At 61.3% G+C, this 17,693-nt stretch carries 15 protein-coding genes and 2 tRNA genes; 6 read left to right on the forward strand and 11 right to left on the reverse strand.

Features of this window, described 5'->3' with window-relative positions; genetic code table 11:
• Window positions 1-2: 2 nt before the first annotated feature.
• Entirely contained in the window at window positions 3-917 is a 915-nt protein-coding gene (locus tag N436_RS08905; protein WP_019098910.1) for a branched-chain amino acid ABC transporter permease, read from the reverse strand.
• Window positions 918-1,074: 157 nt separating this feature from the next.
• Entirely contained in the window at window positions 1,075-2,211 is a 1,137-nt protein-coding gene (locus tag N436_RS08910; RefSeq protein ID WP_060498567.1) for a branched-chain amino acid ABC transporter substrate-binding protein, read from the reverse strand.
• A gap of 448 nt (window positions 2,212-2,659) precedes the next feature.
• Here N436_RS08910 and pncB point away from each other — a divergent pair, with 448 nt between their 5' ends.
• The gene (gene pncB / locus N436_RS08915; protein ID WP_110740825.1) at window positions 2,660-3,865 is read left to right on the forward strand and encodes a nicotinate phosphoribosyltransferase; all 1,206 of its coding nucleotides are present in this window, start codon (window positions 2,660-2,662) and stop codon (window positions 3,863-3,865) included.
• A gap of 3 nt (window positions 3,866-3,868) precedes the next feature.
• Window positions 3,869-4,696, forward strand: a complete 828-nt coding sequence (gene nadE, locus N436_RS08920; protein WP_019098913.1) for an ammonia-dependent NAD(+) synthetase — start codon at window positions 3,869-3,871, stop codon at window positions 4,694-4,696.
• A gap of 115 nt (window positions 4,697-4,811) precedes the next feature.
• On the opposite strand, the gene azu is transcribed toward nadE, so the two are convergent.
• A complete protein-coding gene (azu, locus tag N436_RS08925) occupies window positions 4,812-5,261 on the reverse strand; it encodes an azurin (protein WP_025752457.1) in 450 nt (149 codons plus the stop codon).
• A gap of 349 nt (window positions 5,262-5,610) precedes the next feature.
• On the opposite strand from azu, the gene N436_RS08930 reads away from it, so the two are divergent.
• Entirely contained in the window at window positions 5,611-6,198 is a 588-nt protein-coding gene (locus N436_RS08930; RefSeq protein ID WP_105946300.1) for a TIGR00730 family Rossman fold protein, read from the forward strand.
• A gap of 135 nt (window positions 6,199-6,333) precedes the next feature.
• On the opposite strand, the gene N436_RS08935 is transcribed toward N436_RS08930, so the two are convergent.
• The 8 genes from N436_RS08935 to rnr all read right to left on the reverse strand — a co-directional run bounded on the left by N436_RS08935 (window position 6,334) and on the right by rnr (window position 15,982).
• Window positions 6,334-8,634, reverse strand: coding sequence for a YgiQ family radical SAM protein (locus N436_RS08935; RefSeq protein WP_105946301.1), 2,301 nt, complete (start codon window positions 8,632-8,634; stop codon window positions 6,334-6,336).
• A 153-nt stretch (window positions 8,635-8,787) separates the two neighbouring features.
• Complete coding sequence (gene dnaB / locus N436_RS08940; protein ID WP_060500398.1) at window positions 8,788-10,185, reverse strand: replicative DNA helicase; 1,398 nt, start codon at window positions 10,183-10,185, stop codon at window positions 8,788-8,790.
• Window positions 10,186-10,298: 113 nt separating this feature from the next.
• Window positions 10,299-10,745, reverse strand: coding sequence for a 50S ribosomal protein L9 (gene rplI, locus N436_RS08945; protein ID WP_003249568.1), 447 nt, complete (start codon window positions 10,743-10,745; stop codon window positions 10,299-10,301).
• A 20-nt stretch (window positions 10,746-10,765) separates the two neighbouring features.
• The gene (locus N436_RS08950; protein ID WP_063911915.1) at window positions 10,766-11,629 is read right to left on the reverse strand and encodes a hypothetical protein; all 864 of its coding nucleotides are present in this window, start codon (window positions 11,627-11,629) and stop codon (window positions 10,766-10,768) included.
• 33 nt (window positions 11,630-11,662) lie between these two features.
• Window positions 11,663-11,893, reverse strand: coding sequence for a 30S ribosomal protein S18 (gene rpsR, locus N436_RS08955; RefSeq protein WP_003249563.1), 231 nt, complete (start codon window positions 11,891-11,893; stop codon window positions 11,663-11,665).
• Window positions 11,894-11,921: 28 nt separating this feature from the next.
• Entirely contained in the window at window positions 11,922-12,347 is a 426-nt protein-coding gene (gene rpsF / locus N436_RS08960; RefSeq protein ID WP_003249557.1) for a 30S ribosomal protein S6, read from the reverse strand.
• 306 nt (window positions 12,348-12,653) lie between these two features.
• The gene (gene rlmB / locus N436_RS08965) at window positions 12,654-13,400 is read right to left on the reverse strand and encodes a 23S rRNA (guanosine(2251)-2'-O)-methyltransferase RlmB (protein ID WP_060500394.1); all 747 of its coding nucleotides are present in this window, start codon (window positions 13,398-13,400) and stop codon (window positions 12,654-12,656) included.
• Window positions 13,397-15,982, reverse strand: a complete 2,586-nt coding sequence (gene rnr, locus N436_RS08970) for a ribonuclease R (protein ID WP_110740826.1) — start codon at window positions 15,980-15,982, stop codon at window positions 13,397-13,399. Before rnr ends, rlmB begins: the two co-directional genes overlap by 4 nt.
• Window positions 15,983-16,253: 271 nt before the next feature.
• Here rnr and N436_RS08975 point away from each other — a divergent pair.
• From N436_RS08975 to N436_RS08985, 3 genes are all read left to right on the forward strand, one after another.
• Window positions 16,254-16,340, forward strand: a tRNA-Leu gene (locus tag N436_RS08975).
• A gap of 87 nt (window positions 16,341-16,427) precedes the next feature.
• Window positions 16,428-16,514: transfer RNA gene (locus N436_RS08980), tRNA-Leu, on the forward strand.
• A 139-nt stretch (window positions 16,515-16,653) separates the two neighbouring features.
• The gene (locus N436_RS08985) at window positions 16,654-17,679 is read left to right on the forward strand and encodes a class I SAM-dependent methyltransferase (protein ID WP_105946308.1); all 1,026 of its coding nucleotides are present in this window, start codon (window positions 16,654-16,656) and stop codon (window positions 17,677-17,679) included.
• Window positions 17,680-17,693 lie beyond the last annotated feature (14 nt).

Genomic DNA, 17,693 nt, shown 5'->3' on the forward strand with positions numbered 1-17,693 from the left:
GTTCACACCTTAGCCACGAGCGGGCGACCCAGCAGGCCTTGTGGGCGGAAGATAAGGATCATCACCAGCAGCGAGAAGCTGAACACGTCCTTGTAGTCGGAGTTGATCAGGCCAGAGAACAGCGACTCGGAAATACCCAGGATGATCCCGCCGAGCATGGCGCCAGGCAGCGAGCCGATACCACCCAGCACGGCGGCGGTGAACGCCTTGATGCCGATGATGAAGCCGGCGTAGAAGTCGAAGGTGCCGTAGTTCATGGTGATCAGCACGCCGGCCAGCGCGGCCATGACTGCGCCGATGACGAACACGTAGGAAATCACCCGGTCGGTGTTGATGCCCAGGATCGAGGCCATCTTGCGGTCTTGCTGGGTGGCGCGGCACATGCGGCCGAGCTTGGTGTACTTGATCACGTAGGTGAGCAGGCCCATGCCGACGAAGGCTGCCACCAGAATGAAGATCTTGGTGTAGGTCAGTTGCACGAAGCCGGTGCCGACTTCGACACGCATGGCACCTTCAAGCAAGGTCGGAACACCTTGCTGGCGGGCACCCTGGCTGATCTGTGCATAGTTTTGCAGGATCAGCGAAATACCGATGGCGCTGATCAGCGGTGCCAGGCGGGTGGAGTTACGCAGGGGTTTGTAAGCGATGCGCTCGATGGTGAAGCCGTATACGCCCGTAACGACGATGGTGAACAACAGCGTGCCCAGCATCAGCAGGGGGAACGACTCGATACCGAAGTAAGCCAGCAATGCCAGGCTGATCGCCGCGAGGTACGCGGAGATCATGTACACCTCGCCGTGCGCGAAGTTGATCATGCCGATAATGCCATAGACCATTGTGTAGCCGATGGCGATCAGGCCATAGACCGACCCGAGGGTCAGGCCGTTGACCAGTTGCTGCAGGAAAATACCATCCATAACGCAATCTCACCTGATTGAGATTGCACGAGCGCCGACCACGGCGGGCCTGGGACAAGGCGGCCCTCGCAGCGCAGTACTGTGCAGATCTACGGATAAAGACAGGTACCGCGGGGCTTTGGCCCGGGGGCAGGCGCACCCGGGCCGCGGGCCGTTATTATTTTTGTTTTTCCAGCTGGTGGTATTTACCGTCTTTGTCCCACTGGTAGACCACGTAGTCGGACACGGTCAGGTCGCCCTTGCTGTCCCACTTCTTCTCGCCCATCACCGTCTTGACCGGGTTGGCCTTGAGCCACTTGGCGGCGTCTTCGCCCTTGTTCGACTTGGCGCCATTGAAACCGGCGGCCAGGGCTTCCAGGGAAGCGTAGGCATACAGGGTGTAGCCTTCAGGTTCGGTACCGTTCTTGCGGAACTCTTCAACCACCGCCTTGCTGTCTGGCAGCAGGCGCGGGTCGGCGCCGAAGGTCATGTACACGCCATCGACGTATTGCGCACCGCCAGCGGTGGCCACCAGTTCGTCGGTGACGATGCCGTCATCGGACATGAACTTGACGTCCTTCAGGCCCTGCTCGCGCAGCTGGCGTACCAGCGGGCCAGCCTCCGGGTGCAGGCCGCCGAAGTAGACCACGTCGGCACCGGTGGAGCGGATCTTGGTAACCACGGCGCTGAAGTCTTTCTCGCCACGGGTCAGGCCTTCGTACAGCACAGGCTTCACGCCGCGTTTTTCCAGCTGCGCCTTGGTGGCGTCGGCCAGGCCTTGGCCGTAGGTGTCCTTGTCGTGCAGTACCGCGACTTTCTTGCCCTTGAGCACGTCGACGATGTAGTCGCCAGCGACGATACCCTGCTGGTCGTCACGGCCGCACATGCGGAACATGGCGCTCAGGCCGCGTTCGGTCACCTGCGGGTTGGTGGAGCCCGGGGTGATGGCGATAACGCCGGCTTCGTCATACACCTCGGAGGCCGGGATGGTGTTGGAGGAACAGAAGTGGCCGACCACGCCGATCACCTTGTCCTGGTCGACCAGGCGGTTGGCCACGGCTACGGCCTGCTTCGGCTCGCAGGCGTCATCGCCTTTTACCAGGACGATTTTTTCGCCATTCACGCCGCCGGCGGCGTTGATCTTGTCGGCCGCTGCCTGCGCACCTTTCATGTACTGCTCGCCAAACGCTGCGTTCGCCCCGGTCATCGGGCCCGCTACACCGATCTTGACGTCGGCCTGAACATACGAAGAAACACCCAGTGCTGTAGCCACGGCCAGAGCCAGGAAACCTTTCTTGTAAAACGTCTGCGACATGAGGTGGTGCTCCTAGAGTTTTTTTTGGTTGGCACTACAACTTCTCAACCCTGTGCTCAGAGCAAGGGCCGTGCCATAGGGTTTGTCTTCCGGGAAAACACACTGTGCTGGGCGCCAGCAGGCGACCGGCGGCCTTTTCTTTATTGAGCGTGCAACCGTCTGCCACGCGGCAGGCGCCACCACACGTACAGACAAGGAGCAACCGCCTGGTGCCATCATTGCAACCCCGCCAAGTGTTAACGTGCAACCAGCCTGTAACAACGGACGTCACCGAACTGCACACCGCTGGTGCGCGACTGCTACAGGCGGCACCGTTTCAAGGCTAGCCGGTGCACGGAAAAACACCTCTGTTTTGGCTGTTCCGGCCTCTTCGCGGGCAAGCCCGGACACAACAAGCCCCAAAAGGCTGGCACAATGTCCGCCATTCGCCGCTTCCGGAGCCCCATTGATGAGCGAGAGCGCATTCGCCGAGCGCATCGTGCACAACCTGCTCGACACCGACTTCTACAAACTCACCATGATGCAGGGTGTGCTGCACAACTACCCGGACGCCGACGTCGAATGGGAATTCCGCTGCCGCAACGGCGAGGACCTGCGCCCGTATCTTGGCGAGATCCGCCACCAGCTCGAACTGCTCAGCGACCTCACCCTGGATGATGGCCAGCCGGCCTTCCTCGAGCGCATCAGCTTCCTCAAGCCCGACTTCCTGCGTTTTCTGCGGCTGTTTCGCTTCAACCTGCGCTACGTGCGCATCGGCATCGAAAACGACCAGCTGTTCCTGCGCCTGAAAGGCCCGTGGCTGCATGTGATTCTGTTCGAAGTACCGCTGCTGGCCATCATCAGCGAAGTGCGCAACCGCCACCTGCACCCACGCATGCGCCTGGCGGAGGCCCGCGACCAGCTGTACCGCAAGTTCGACTGGCTGCGCGCGCATGCCAGTGACGATGAACTGGCCGAGCTGCAGGTAGCCGACTTCGGCACCCGGCGGCGCTTTTCCAGCCGTGTGCAGGAAGACGTGGTGCGGGTACTGCGCGACGACTTCCCGGGCCGCTTCGTCGGCACCAGCAACGTCGACCTGGCATGGAAACTGGATATCAAGCCACTGGGCACCATGGCCCATGAATGGATCATGGCCCACCAGCAACTCGGCCCACGCCTGATCGACAGCCAGATCGCCGCGCTGGACTGCTGGGTGCGCGAATACCGCGGGCTGCTCGGCATCGCCCTGACCGACTGCATCACCATGGATGCCTTCCTTGGCGATTTCGACCTGTACTTTGCCAAGCTCTTCGACGGCCTGCGCCACGACTCCGGTGAACCGGTGGCCTGGGCCGAGAAGGCCATTGCCCACTACCAGAAACTGGGTATCGACCCGATGACCAAGACCCTGGTGTTTTCCGATGGCCTCAACCTCACCCGTTCGCTGGAAATCTTCCGTGCCCTGCGCGGTCGCATCAACGTCAGTTTTGGCATCGGCACCAACCTGACCTGCGACATCCCGGGTGTGGCCCCGATGAGCATCGTGCTTAAAATGACCGACTGCAACGGCGCGCCAGTGGCCAAGATCTCGGACGAAGCCGCCAAGACCCAATGCCGCGACGAGAACTTCGTCGCCTACCTGCGCCACGTATTCAAAGTCCACAGCAAGGAGTAACCCATGCAAGCGGTTCAGCAAGAGATTGCCCAGGCACTGAAGGTACAGCCGCCGTTCGCCGACACTGCCGCGCTTGAGGCCGAAGTCGCCCGGCGCGTGGCGTTCATCAAGGACTGCCTGGCCAACGCCCGGCTCAAGACCCTGGTGCTGGGCATCAGCGGTGGCGTCGACTCGCTGACCGCCGCCCTGCTCGCCCAGCGCGCCATCAACGAACTGCGCGCCGAGACCGGCGACAAGGCCTACACCTTCATTGCCGTGCGCCTGCCGTACCAGGTCCAGCATGACGAGCATGACGCCCAGGCTTGCCTGGACGTGATCAAGGCCGATGAAGTGCACACCGTCGACATTGCCCCGGCAGTGAGGGCGCTGGCCGCTGAGGTTGTAGAACTGAAGAATGGCTCGCCAACCCTGGTGGACTTCGTGGTGGGCAACGTCAAGGCGCGTACGCGCATGGTCGCCCAGTACACCATTGCCGGCGCACGTGCAGGCCTGGTGATCGGTACCGACCACGCCGCCGAGGCGGTAATGGGCTTCTTTACCAAGTTTGGTGATGGTGCCTGCGACCTGGCGCCGCTGAGCGGGCTGGTGAAGAACCAGGTACGGGCCATTGCGCGCAGCTTTGGTGCGCCGGAGTCACTGGTGGAGAAGGTGCCGACTGCAGACCTTGAGGACCTGGCGCCGGGCAAGCCGGACGAAGCGTCCCATGGCGTGACCTACCAGCAGATCGATGCCTTCCTGCATGGTCAGCCGGTTGATCAGGCGGCGTTCGACATCATCGTTGCCACCTACCGCAAGACCCAGCACAAGCGCGAACTGCCGTTCGCCCCTTGAAAAGCTTCGCGGGCACGCCCGCTCCCACAGGTACTACACAGCCTTCAGAGTGTGTGGTGATCCTGTGGGAGCGGGCGTGCCCGCGAATAGGCCCGATAGGCCTACTCAGCTGTCATTACTTGACGACAACCTTGCCCTTCATCATCGAGATGTGGCCCGGGAAGGTGCAGAAGAAGCTGTAGTCACCACCGGCTTCCAGCTTGGTAGCGTCGAACTTCACTTCGGTTTCTTTCTCAGGCGCACCGATCATCTTGGTGTGAGCGATGATCGCGGCGTTGTCAGCCTTGATGTAGTCCTTGTCCAGGCCCTGGCTCATGCCTTCGGTAGCAATGCCCTGCATGTCGGCAGTCTTGCTGATCACCAGGTTGTGGCCCATCACGTTCTTCGGCAGGTTGCCCGAGTGGGTCAGTTTGACGGTGAATTCCTTGCAGCTCTTGTCGACGGTGATTTCCTTGGTGTTGAAGGACATCTGGTCGGTCGAGTCGACAGTTACCGAGCACTCGGCGGCGAAGACAGAGGCGCTGGCGAGGGTCAGCAGGGATACCGCTACAGCTTTCGCAAACATCATGAATCTCCTTGGCAGGGTTTTATCAATTGCGAGACTGCCTGAAACCGTTCAGCCCCTTGCTGATATGGGTCAAGGGGGTGTCAAGAGGCCAGCCAGTAGAATTGTTCAATGGATTGTATACAACCAATCTAAGGGCACATCATGCCCTTTTATTAGACGATGGGACAACCTCTCATTTAGGAGCAATACCAAATGCCCATCTCTGCCTTCATCAATAGCCTGCTCGCCGCCTATGCCCACGGGGCTACCGGCGCCATCTGCGAATTCTCCCGCCCGGAATGAACGCGGCCTTGGAAGCAACGGGCATGCGCCGTACCCTGTGCACCTGAGTGACAGGAGATGAGCAATGCCCGTACGTTCCGTTTGTGTGTTCTGTGGTGCCAGCATTGGCGCCAACCCTGCTTACCGTGAAGCTGCCGTCGCGCTCGGCCAGGCCATTGCCCGCCGTGGCCTGACCCTGGTGTATGGCGGCGGCGCCGTGGGCCTGATGGGCGTGGTGGCCGACGCGGCCATGGCAGCAGGTGGCGAAGTGGTCGGCATCATCCCGCAAAGCCTGCTGGACGCTGAAGTCGGCCACAAAGGCCTGACGCGCCTGGAAGTGGTCGATGGCATGCACGCGCGCAAGGCACGCATGGCCGAGCTGAGCGATGCCTTCATCGCCCTGCCGGGTGGGCTGGGTACGCTGGAAGAATTGTTCGAGGTATGGACCTGGGGGCAACTGGGCTATCACGCCAAGCCGCTGGGGCTGCTCGATGTGAACGGCTTCTATGACAAGCTGGGCGGGTTCCTCGACCATATCGTCGAAGAAGGCTTTGTGCGGCCGCAACATCGGGCGATGTTGTTGTTGGAGCAGCAGCCGGATGAACTGCTGGATGGCATGGACAGCTTCATTGCGCCGGTGGCGCCGAAGTGGGTCGACCAGAAGCCTGATTGACCTTGAGATTTCGGGGCTGCTTTGCAGCCCATCGCCGGCAAGCCAGCTCCCACACTGATCGCACAAAGCTCAAGACTTGCGCTGTACCTCTGGGAGCTGGCTTGCCGGCGATGGGCCGCAAAGCGGCCCCCGAAATCAGCGCGGGATAACGGGCTGGCGCGGCTTCTTGTTGCCCTTGCCACCCTTGGCCGCTTCCTTGCGCTCTTTGGCCGCCTTCTCGTTACGCGCAAACGCCTCGGCCTTGGCCTTCTCGCGTTTGTCCCACGGCTTGCTGCCATCGCTGGCACGCGGTGGCAGGCCGGTGTGCTGGGTCAGGATCTTCTGATCCTTGCCCACCTTGTGGCTGCCCGCCGGCGTCGAGTTCTTGCGGCGTGCGCTCTGGTAGGTATCGGTCTGCGGCTGGTGCAGCGGGATCAGCTGGTGCTTGCCCGGGCCGATCAGGTCGGCACGGCCCATACGCTGCAGTGCTTCACGCAGCATCGGCCAGCCTTTCGGGTCGTGGTAGCGCAAGAACGCCTTGTGCAGGCGGCGCTGCTCGTCGCTCTTGACGATCTCCACCCCTTCGCTCTTGTAGGTCACCTTGCGCAGCGGGTTCTTGCCCGAGTGGTACATGGCCGTGGCCGAAGCCATCGGCGACGGGTAGAACGCCTGTACCTGGTCGGCGCGGAAGCCGTTGCCCTTAAGCCACAGGGCCAGGTTCATCATGTCTTCGTCGGTGGTGCCCGGGTGCGCGGCGATGAAGTACGGGATCAGGTACTGTTCCTTGCCCGCCTCTTTCGAGAACTTCTCGAACATGCGCTTGAAGCGGTCGTAGGTGCCGATGCCCGGCTTCATCATCTTGTCCAGCGGGCCACGCTCGGTGTGCTCCGGGGCAATCTTCAGGTAACCGCCCACATGGTGGGTGACCAGCTCCTTCACGTACTCCGGCGACTCAACGGCCAGGTCGTAACGCAGGCCCGAGGCGATCAGGATCTTCTTCACACCCGGCAAGGCACGGGCCTTGCGGTACAGCTCGATCAACGAGCTGTGGTCGGTGTTGAGGTTTTCGCAGATGCCGGGGAACACGCACGACGGCTTGCGGCAGTGCTTCTCGATGTCGTGGCTCTTGCAGGCGATGCGGTACATGTTGGCGGTCGGGCCGCCAAGGTCGGAGACCACGCCGGTGAAGCCCGGCACCTTGTCGCGCATCTCTTCGATCTCGTTCAGGATCGACTCGTGCGAGCGGTTCTGGATGATGCGGCCTTCGTGCTCGGTGATCGAGCAGAAGGTGCAGCCACCGAAGCAGCCACGCATGATGTTCACCGAGAAACGGATCATCTCGTAGGCCGGAATGCGCTCCTTGCCATAGGCCGGGTGCGGCACACGGGCGTACGGCATGCCGAACACGTAGTCCATTTCTTCGGTGCTCATGGGGATGGGCGGCGGGTTGAACCACACATCCACTTCACCATGCTTCTGCACGAGGGCGCGGGCGTTGCCCGGGTTGGTTTCCAGGTGCAGCACGCGGTTGGCGTGGGCGTAGAGAACCGGGTCGTTACGCACCTTTTCGAACGACGGCAGGCGGATCACCGATTTTTCACGGGTCACGCTCGGGCTGTCGAGGATCTGCACCACTTTGGCTTCGTTCGGGTCTTCCTGGTCGCCCTTGGCCTGCTCGATGGCGCAAGCCTGGGTGTCCTGGGTGTTCACGTACGGGTTGATGATCTTGTCCACGCGACCAGGGCGGTCGATGCGGGTCGAGTCGATCTCGTACCAGCCTTGCGGGGTGTCACGGCGCACGAAGGCCGTGCCGCGCACGTCGGTGATGCTTTCGATGTTCTCGCCGTTGGACAGGCGCTGGGCCACTTCGACCACCGCACGCTCGGCGTTGCCGAACAGCAGGATGTCGGCACTGGCGTCGATCAGGATCGAATGGCGAACCTTGTCCTGCCAGTAGTCGTAGTGGGCGATACGGCGCAGCGAAGCTTCAATACCGCCGAGTACGATCGGCACATGCTTGTAGGCTTCCTTGCAGCGCTGGCTGTACACCAGGCTGGCGCGGTCCGGACGGCTGCCGGCCAGGCCACCAGGGGTGTAGGCATCGTCCGAACGCATCTTCTTGTCTGCGGTGTAGCGGTTGATCATCGAGTCCATGTTGCCAGCGGCCACACCGAAGAACAGGTTCGGCTCGCCGAGCTTCATGAAGTCGTCTTTCGACTGCCAGTTCGGCTGGGCAATGATGCCCACGCGGAAGCCCTGGGCTTCCAGCAGGCGGCCGATGATGGCCATGCCGAACGACGGGTGGTCGACGTAGGCATCACCGGTCACGATGATGATGTCGCAGGAATCCCAGCCGAGCAGATCCATCTCCTCCCTGCTCATTGGCAGGAAAGGTGCTGGCCCGAAGCATTCGGCCCAGTACTTGGGATAGTCGTAGAGTGGTTTGGCTGCTTGCATGTCAGTGACCGGTTCTGGTGTGCAGGGAAATCGCGGGCGCGGAATATAGCACAAATTTTGACCAAATCCGACGATGGTTGTCGGATTCATTGGGAGCATGGCGAACCCTATGGGAGCGGGTTTGCCCGCCCTCACAGGTTGCTGAGTTCGCCTTTATTCGTCGTCGTCGAAGTTGTACATGCCCGGCGCGAGGTTCTCGAAGCGGGTGTACTTGCCGATGAACGCCAGGCGTACGAAGCCGATGGGGCCGTTACGCTGCTTACCGATGATGATTTCCGCCACGCCCTTGTGCTCGGTCTCGGGGTGGTACACCTCGTCGCGGTACACGAACATGATCACGTCGGCGTCCTGCTCGATTGCACCGGATTCACGCAAGTCGGAGTTCACCGGGCGTTTGTTCGGGCGCTGTTCCAGGGAGCGGTTCAGCTGCGACAGGGCGATGACCGGGCAGTTGAATTCCTTGGCCAGGGCCTTGAGCGAGCGGGAAATCTCGGAAATTTCGTTGGTCCGGTTGTCGCCAGCCGACCCTGGGATCTGCATCAGCTGCAGGTAGTCGACCATGATCATGGCGATTTCGCCGTGCTCACGGGCCAGCCGACGGGTACGGGCGCGCATTTCCGAGGGGCTGATGCCAGCGGTATCGTCGATGAACAGCTTGCGGTCGTTGAGCAGGTTCACCGCCGAGGTCAGGCGCGGCCAGTCATCGTCGTCCAGCTGGCCGGAACGCACCTTGGTCTGGTCGATTCTGCCCAGCGACGAAAGCATACGCATGATCAGCGATTCGCCTGGCATCTCGAGGGAGAACACCAGCACTGCCTTGTCGGTACGCAGCACGGCGTTTTCCACCAGGTTCATGGCGAAGGTGGTCTTACCCATCGACGGACGGCCCGCGACGATGATCAGGTCGGCCGCCTGCAGGCCACTGGTTTTTTCATCCAGGTCGGTAAAGCCGGTGGACACGCCGGTGATATCGCTGTCGGAGTTGAACAGCGTATCGATGCGGTCGATGGCCATGGTCAACAGCTCGTTGACGCCTACCGGGCCACCGGTTTTCGGTCGCGCCTCGGCGATCTGGAAGATCTGCCGTTCGGCATCGTCGAGGATTTCTTCGGCATTACGCCCTTGCGGGTTGAAGGCGTTGTCGGCGATGTCGGTACTGATGCTGATCAGTTGGCGCAACGTGGCCCGCTCGCGAATGATCGCGGCATAGGCCTTGATGTTGGCCACCGACGGGGTGTTCTTGGCCAGCTCGGCCAGGTACGCCAGGCCGCCGATTTGCGAAGAGAGGCCTTCTTTATCCAGCTGCTCGTGCAGGGTCACCACGTCGAATGGCTGGTTGGCGTCGGCCAACTTGTGCACGGCACGGAAGATCAGGCGGTGGTCATGCCGGTAAAAGTCGCCATCCGACACCTGATCCAGCACTCGCTCCCAGGCGTTGTTGTCCAGCATCAGGCCACCGAGCACGGCCTGTTCGGCCTCGATGGAATGCGGCGGCACCTTCAGGGCTGCGGTTTGCAGGTCTAGCTGTTCGGAGTTGGTGATCTCGTTCATGGCCACGAAAGAATTCTGGAGGATGAAAAAGACAAAGGGCACGGCCTGTCGAAAACAGGACCGTGCCCGATGTTAACCGCCTGGCTCGCAAGGAGCCAGCCAGTCAGCGCAGCTTAGGCAGCTACGACAACCACGCGTACGGTGGCTTCAACGTCGCTGTGCAGGTGCACGGCTACGTCGTATTCGCCAACCTGACGGATGGTGCCGTTCGGCAGACGAACTTCAGCTTTGGCCACTTCAACGCCGGAGGCGGTCAGGGCGTCAGCGATGTCGTGGGTGCCGATCGAACCGAACAGCTTGCCTTCGTCGCCAGCGGTGGCAGTGATGGTCACTTCCAGCTCGGCCAGTTGGGCAGCGCGGCTTTCAGCCGAAGCTTTCTTGTCAGCGGCTGCTTTTTCCAGCTCGGCGCGACGCTCTTCGAACGCAGCCAGGTTGGCGGCGTTGGCAACGGTGGCCTTGCCGAATGGCAGCAGGAAGTTACGGCCGTAACCAGCCTTAACTTTTACTTTGTCGCCCAGGTTGCCCAGGTTAGCGACTTTTTCCAGCAGGATCAGTTCCATTTGGTAAAACCTCTTAACTTTTAACCTTCACCGTTCGCGGAGTCATTCCCCTTGGGGGACTTGCGACCGCGAAAATCAATCAGGCTGTCGACAATGGCCAAAACCACCAGCAACGGATAAATCAGCTGCATGATCAGCGGCAGCGTCACGTACATGCCCACCAGCCAGAAACCGGCCAGTCGGCCCTGTGCCACCAGCCCATGCATCAAGGCGATGCCGGCCAGTACCAGAACCAGGCTCGAAGCCGATGCCAGGATGATGAACTGCGGGCCGATAAACGGCGCCACCACCATCACTGCCACCAAGACCGCCATGGTCTGTTTTGGCAACTTCAGTTCGCGAAACTCGCGACCGAAGCCTCCAGGGTTGTACAACGCTGCCTGCCAGTAGCGCGCCAGCATTAACGCCAACACACTGAACAATTGCACCGTCACTGCTGTGGAAGCGACCAGCACAGGGCGGATCAGCTCACCGGAGAGCACCGGTTGCCCTTCGATTTTCGGCATGGCTTCGGCAAACGCCTTGGCCAGCACATCGAAGGTTTGTGCCAGCGCCAGATCAAGCACGAGGCTAAACGCCACGGCGAACACGGCACTGGCCAGCAACACCCGGCTCCAGGGATGCTCGGCACGCAGCATGGCGGCCAGGGCCAGGGCACCCGCAATCACCAGAAAGGTGATGGGATCGCCCATGACCCACACGGCCAGCCCGGCCAGCAGGCCGCCGGCGATGACCGTTGTAGCATCCTTGAACCCACGCCGCAGCAGCACAAGGCTGCCGGCAGCGGCACTCAACCAGAACAGCAGCGGCAGTACCGCGCTGATGACCACCACCAGGGTGGCCTGCACACGACCGCGCATGATGAAACTTGCTAACGCTCGCATGCTAATCCCTTACTGCTTGTCGACGACCCGGTCTCAGCGGCCGTGGCTGTCGGTGTAGGGCAGCAGGGCCAGGAAGCGGGCGCGCTTGATAGCGGTAGCCAGCTGACGCTGATAACGAGCTTTGGTACCGGTGATACGGCTTGGAACGATCTTGCCGGTTTCGGATACGTAAGCTTTCAGGGTGTTGAGATCTTTGAAGTCGATCTCTTTCACGTCTTCAGCAGTGAAGCGGCAGAATTTACGACGACGGAAGAAACGTGCCATTTAATAGGCTCCTCTAAAGGTCCGTGGATTACTCGTCAGCGTTATCGCTGGAGTCGCTGTCATTGCTGTCGTCGCCTTCGGCGGAGTCAGCATGCTCAGGACGCTCGCGACGCTCACGGCGCTCGCTGCGGTTCTCTTCAGCCTTCAGCATCTCGGACTGGCCGGTAACGGCTTCGTCGCGACGGATGACCAGGTTACGGATAACGGCATCGTTGTAGCGGAAGTTGTCTTCCAGCTCGGCCAGGGCCTTGCCGGTGCACTCAACGTTCAGCATCACGTAGTGAGCCTTGTGAACATTGTTGATTGCGTAGGCCAGTTGACGACGGCCCCAGTCTTCCAGGCGGTGGATTTTGCCACCATCTTCTTCGATCAGCTTGGTGTAACGCTCAACCATGCCGCCGACTTGTTCGCTCTGGTCCGGGTGAACCAGGAAGATGATTTCGTAATGACGCATGAATGCTCCTTACGGGTTAGTAGTCTGCCAGTGAATCTGGTCAGACAAGGAGTGAATGACACTGTATGTCTTGCACGGAGGGGAGGCACATGAGCGCCTGCCAGCTCGGCAAGGGGCGCAATTGTAGAGAAGGCGGGGCGGACAAGCAAGGAGGTTGGTGAATATTTGAACAGCCTGAAACACTTTATGCCTGCCCCGGCCCTATCGCCGGCAAGCCAGCTCCCACAGGATCGCCACAGGTGCTGAACCTTGTACGGTACCTGTGGGAGCTGGCTTGCCGGCGATAGGGCCGGGGCAGGCTATAAGTCAGCGCTTGGCCTGACGCTGGCGCACGGCCTCGAACAGGCAAACGCCGGTCGCCACCGAAACGTTCAGGCTGCTGACGCTGCCGCCCATCGGCAACTTCACCAGGAAGTCGCAATGTTCGCGGGTCAGCCGACGCATGCCCTTGCCTTCCGCGCCCATGATCATCACCAGTGGCCCGGTCAGGTCCTGCTGGTAGATCTCCTGCTCGGCCTCGCCGGCAGTGCCCACCACCCACAGGCCACGCTGCTGAAGCTTCTCCAGCGTACGCGCCAGGTTGGTCACGGCCACCAGCGGGATCACCTCTGCCGCACCGCAGGCCACCTTGCGCACAACCGGCGTCAGCGTGGCCGATTTATCCTTGGGCACGATCACGGCCGTGGCACCGGCCGCATCGGCCGTACGCAGGCAGGCGCCCAGGTTGTGCGGGTCGGTCACACCGTCCAGCACCAGGATCAGCGGCGGGGTTTCGGTGCGCTCAAGCAACTCTTCGAGCATCAACTCGCCCCACACCTGGCTTGGGCTGACCTCGGCGACAACCCCCTGGTGCACGCCCTCTACCCAGGCATCCAGCTCACGGCGCTCGGCCTGGCCGACCGGCACGCGGTTTTCCGCCGCCAGCGCCAGCAAGGTTTCCAGGCGTGGCTCGCTGCGCCCTTCCGACAGCCAGATCTGCTTGACCCGCTTCGGATGGTGCTGCAGCAATGCCTGCACGGCGTGCACGCCGTAGATCTTTTCCAGCTGACTCATGACTTGCTCTTGCTCTTGCGTGGCGCACCGGACTTCGGCGGGCCTTTACGGTGCTTGGTTGGCTTGCCGGAACCGGAGGGCTTGCCACCTTTGTCCGACTTGCTGCTGGCATGGCCGCCACTGCGTGCCTCGCTCATCAGCGCCTTTTTCATTTCGCGGCTCTTGCGCACTTCGGCGTTACGCTGCACGGCGTCTTTCGGGAAGTAAGCCTCGGCGGTTTCGCTCTTGCGGCTACGCGGTTTAGGCGTGGCTTTCGCTTCGGTTACCGGCTGCTGCTCAACCTTGTCGGCTGCTGGCGCGGCGCCGCGCTGCTTGCGGCCGATCGGTGCGGCGAGGGTCTTTTCCGACACTTCGAAGTCGATCTTGCGCTCGTCCAGGTCAACACGCATGACCTTCACTTCGATGGTGTCGCCCAAGCGGAAGCTGCGCCCGGTGCGCTCGCCCGACAGACGGTGGTGTACAGGGTCGAAGTGGTAGTAGTCGCCCGGCAGCGCACTGACGTGCACCAGGCCTTCTACATAGATGTCGGTCAGTTCGACGAACAGGCCGAAACCGGTCACGGCAGTGATGACACCCGGGAAGGTCTCGCCCACGCGATCCTTCATGAACTCGCACTTGAGCCAGTTCACCACGTCACGGGTGGCTTCGTCGGCCCGGCGCTCGGTCATCGAGCACTGCTCGCCGAGTTGCTCCAGGGTGTTCTCGTCGTACGGGTAGATACGCGCCTTGGGAATGCTCATGGCGCCGGCACGCTTGACGTGCGGGGTATCGACCTTGGAACGGATGATACTGCGGATGGCGCGGTGCACCAGCAGGTCCGGGTAACGGCGGATCGGCGAGGTGAAGTGGGTGTACGCCTCGTAGTTCAGGCCGAAGTGGCCATTGTTCTCGGTGCTGTACACGGCCTGGCTCAGCGAGCGCAGCATCACGGTCTGGATCAGGTGGAAGTCCGGGCGCCCGGCGATGCTCGCCAGCAGGGCCTGGTAATCCTTCGGTGAAGGGTCCTTGCCTTTGTGCAGGCTCAGGCCCAGTTCACCGAGGAAGGCGCGCAGCTTTTCCAGGCGCTCCGGCGGCGGGCCGTCGTGCACGCGGTACAGGGCTGGCACGCCGTGCTTTTGCAGGAACTCGGCGGTGGCCACGTTGGCCGCCAGCATGCATTCCTCGATCAGCTTGTGGGCATCGTTGCGCACGGTCGGGCGGATTTCCGCGATCTTGCGCTGGTCGCCGAAGATGATGCGGGTTTCCTGGGTCTCGAAGTCGATGGCGCCCCGGGTGTGACGGGCATCCACCAGCACCTTGTACAGGTTGTACAGGTTCTTCAGGTCTGGCACGACTTCCTTGTATTCCTCGCGCAGCGCCTTGCCTTCGCGGGTGCGGGCGTGCTCGAGCATGCTGCTGACCTTGTTGTAGGTCAGGCGGGCGTGGGAGTGGATAACGCCTTCGTAGAACTGGTAGTCGACCATCTGGCCGGCTTTGTTCATGGTCATTTCGCAGACCATGGCCAGGCGGTCGACGTGCGGGTTCAGCGAGCACAGGCCGTTGGACAGCTCTTCAGGCAGCATCGGCACTACACGCTCGGGGAAGTACACCGAGTTGCCGCGCTGCTGGGCTTCGACGTCCAGGGCCGAGCCCAGGCGTACGTAGCTGGACACATCGGCAATGGCCACGTACAGGCGCCAGCCACCGGAGAACAGGCGCAGCTTGCCCAGCGGTTCGCAATAGACAGCATCGTCGAAGTCGCGCGCATCTTCGCCGTCGATGGTGACGAACGGCAGATGGCGCAGGTCGACGCGCTTCTCTTTGTCCTTCTCTTCAACTTCGGAGCGGAACTTGCGCGCTTCCTTGATCACGTCCTTGGGCCAGACGTGCGGGATATCGTAGCTGCGCAAGGCAACGTCGATCTCCATGCCCGGTGCCATGTAGTTGCCGATGACCTCGACCACGTCGCCTTGCGGCTGGAAGCGCGGGGTTGGCCAGTGGGTGATCTTGATCTCGACGAACTGGCCGATCTTCGCGCCGCCGTTACGCCCGGCGGTCACCAGCACTTCCTGCTGGATCTTCGGGTTGTCCGGGGTTACGTAGCCAATGCCGCCTTCTTCGAAGTAACGGCCGACCACGCTTTCGTGGGCACGGGAGATGACCTCGACCAGCACACCTTCGCGGCGGCCACGGCGGTCGACGCCAGAGACACGGGCCAGGCCGCGGTCACCGTCGAACACCAGGCGCATCTGCGACGGGCTGAGGAACAGGTCTTCGCTGCCGTCATCGGGAATAAGGAAGCCGAAACCATCGCGGTGGCCGGAGACGCGACCACAGATCAGGTCCAGCTTGTCTACCGGGGCATAAGTGCCGCGCCGGGTATAGATAAGCTGGCCGTCACGCTCCATGGCACGCAGGCGGCGGCGCAGGGCTTCGATCTGGTCTTCTTCGTACAGACCGAACTCGGCCGCCAGCTCCTCACGCGCGGCCGGTTCGCCACGGTCGGCGAGGCGCTGCAGGATCAGCTCACGGCTGGGGATAGGGTTGTCGTATTTTTCCGCTTCGCGAGCGGCCTCGGGATCGAGGGATTGCCAATCGGCCATCAGAAGGGGTTCACCTTGGGGTATATAGATAGGAATTCTGGCATAGGCGTATTGAAACCGGAAATGTCAGCCTTGGACAGCCCCACCGGCGCTTCCGGCGAGCAGGAATAGGCCTGCGGAATCAACAAGTTGAATTTTTTGAATTTTTTTTTGCTTGGGGGGTTTACAGCCCCCCGGACCGTCCGTATAGTGCGCACCACAACGACGGACAACCCCGAAGTTGTAGTAGAGATGAACGACGCTGTAAAGCATCAAGTAACCTCGAATGTGTGCCCAGGTGGCGGAATTGGTAGACGCGCTGGTTTCAGGTATCAGTGGCTTAACGGCCGTGGAAGTTCGAGTCTTCTCCTGGGCACCAAATATTTTCAAGTAATAGATGACCAAGGATCTGTTACTACTGTGTGAAGCTGACAATAGTCGCCTTCTGCAGATGATGTAAAGCTTTGCCCAGGTGGCGGAATTGGTAGACGCGCTGGTTTCAGGTATCAGTGACTTAACGGTCGTGGAAGTTCGAGTCTTCTCCTGGGCACCATACAAAAACCCACTAGCTTGCTAGTGGGTTTTTTCTTGCCTGCGTTTTTTGCATTCCCTCTCTCCCCACCCTCTCTTTCGTTGCAATCCAGAATGATTCCTATCTAGGATTGAGCTTTCTCTCAAGGAGCGAGCGAACGATGAGCACGGACCTGACCACCCCTCACCCGCTACAGGCGTGCTGGGACCTGCAACTGGCAGGCCTCGCTGCCGATGCCTTGCGCGTGGCACTGACAATCGACCTGTTCGAGCACCTGGAGCAATTCACCGCACCCGCTCAGCTGGCGAATGTGCTGGACCTTGAACCTTTCAATACTGGCTACCTGCTGGAAATGCTCTGGGCCCAGGGCCTGCTGGAGCGCGACGAGCAGGGCAGCCGTTACCGCAATGGCGAAACAGCCAAACGCTATTTGCGCCGGAGCGCCGACGACTATTGCGGCGATGCCCTGCTCTTTCGTCATCAAGTCCTGCGCCTGGCTGGCCAACCATTGGAACAGGCACTGCGCAATGGCCTACCACCCGCAGCAGCCCCCGGCCCGGAAATGGCCCAACGCTGGGCCGAGGCGGCACGGGTGCAGATTGCCCAGGAGCAATTGGCGGTTACTGTGGACGTGGCGTGCGCTTTGATCGAACACCTACCGCAGGCACCGCGATTGCAACGCATGCTCGACTTGGGCGGCGGGCCTGGCCTGGTCGCCATTGCCCTGGCCAGGCAGCTACCCGATTTACACGGGACAGTGTTCGATTTCGCCGAAACCGCAGCGGTGGCACAGGAGAACATTGCCCGGGCCGGGCTGGAGAAGCGCCTCGGCATTATCGGCGGTGATCTGGACCGGGATGATGTTGGCAGTGGCTATGACCTGATCTGGTGCTCATCGGTATTCCACTTCGCCCATGACCTTGATGGGTTGCTGCGGCGACTGCATGCCGCGCTGAACCCAGGTGGCGTACTGGTGTGCTGCCATGCCGAGGTGCCGGATGACCAGCAGAGTGCCGCGCGGGTGCTGCCTTATTATCTGCATATGCGCATGCAGGGGCGGCATGTGTTGCCGGCCGGGGAGCTAGCTGAGCGGTTGCGCGGCATCGGGTTTGTCGAAGTACAGCAACAAGATGGCCTGAGATACCCGGTTGCTCCGATCACTGCGGTGATTGCCAGTAAGGTGTAACCCTGTACCGGCCT

The sequence above is a fragment of the Pseudomonas sp. RV120224-01b genome (assembly GCF_003208145.1).
GTDB classification, from domain to species: Bacteria; Pseudomonadota; Gammaproteobacteria; order Pseudomonadales; family Pseudomonadaceae; genus Aquipseudomonas; species Aquipseudomonas monteilii.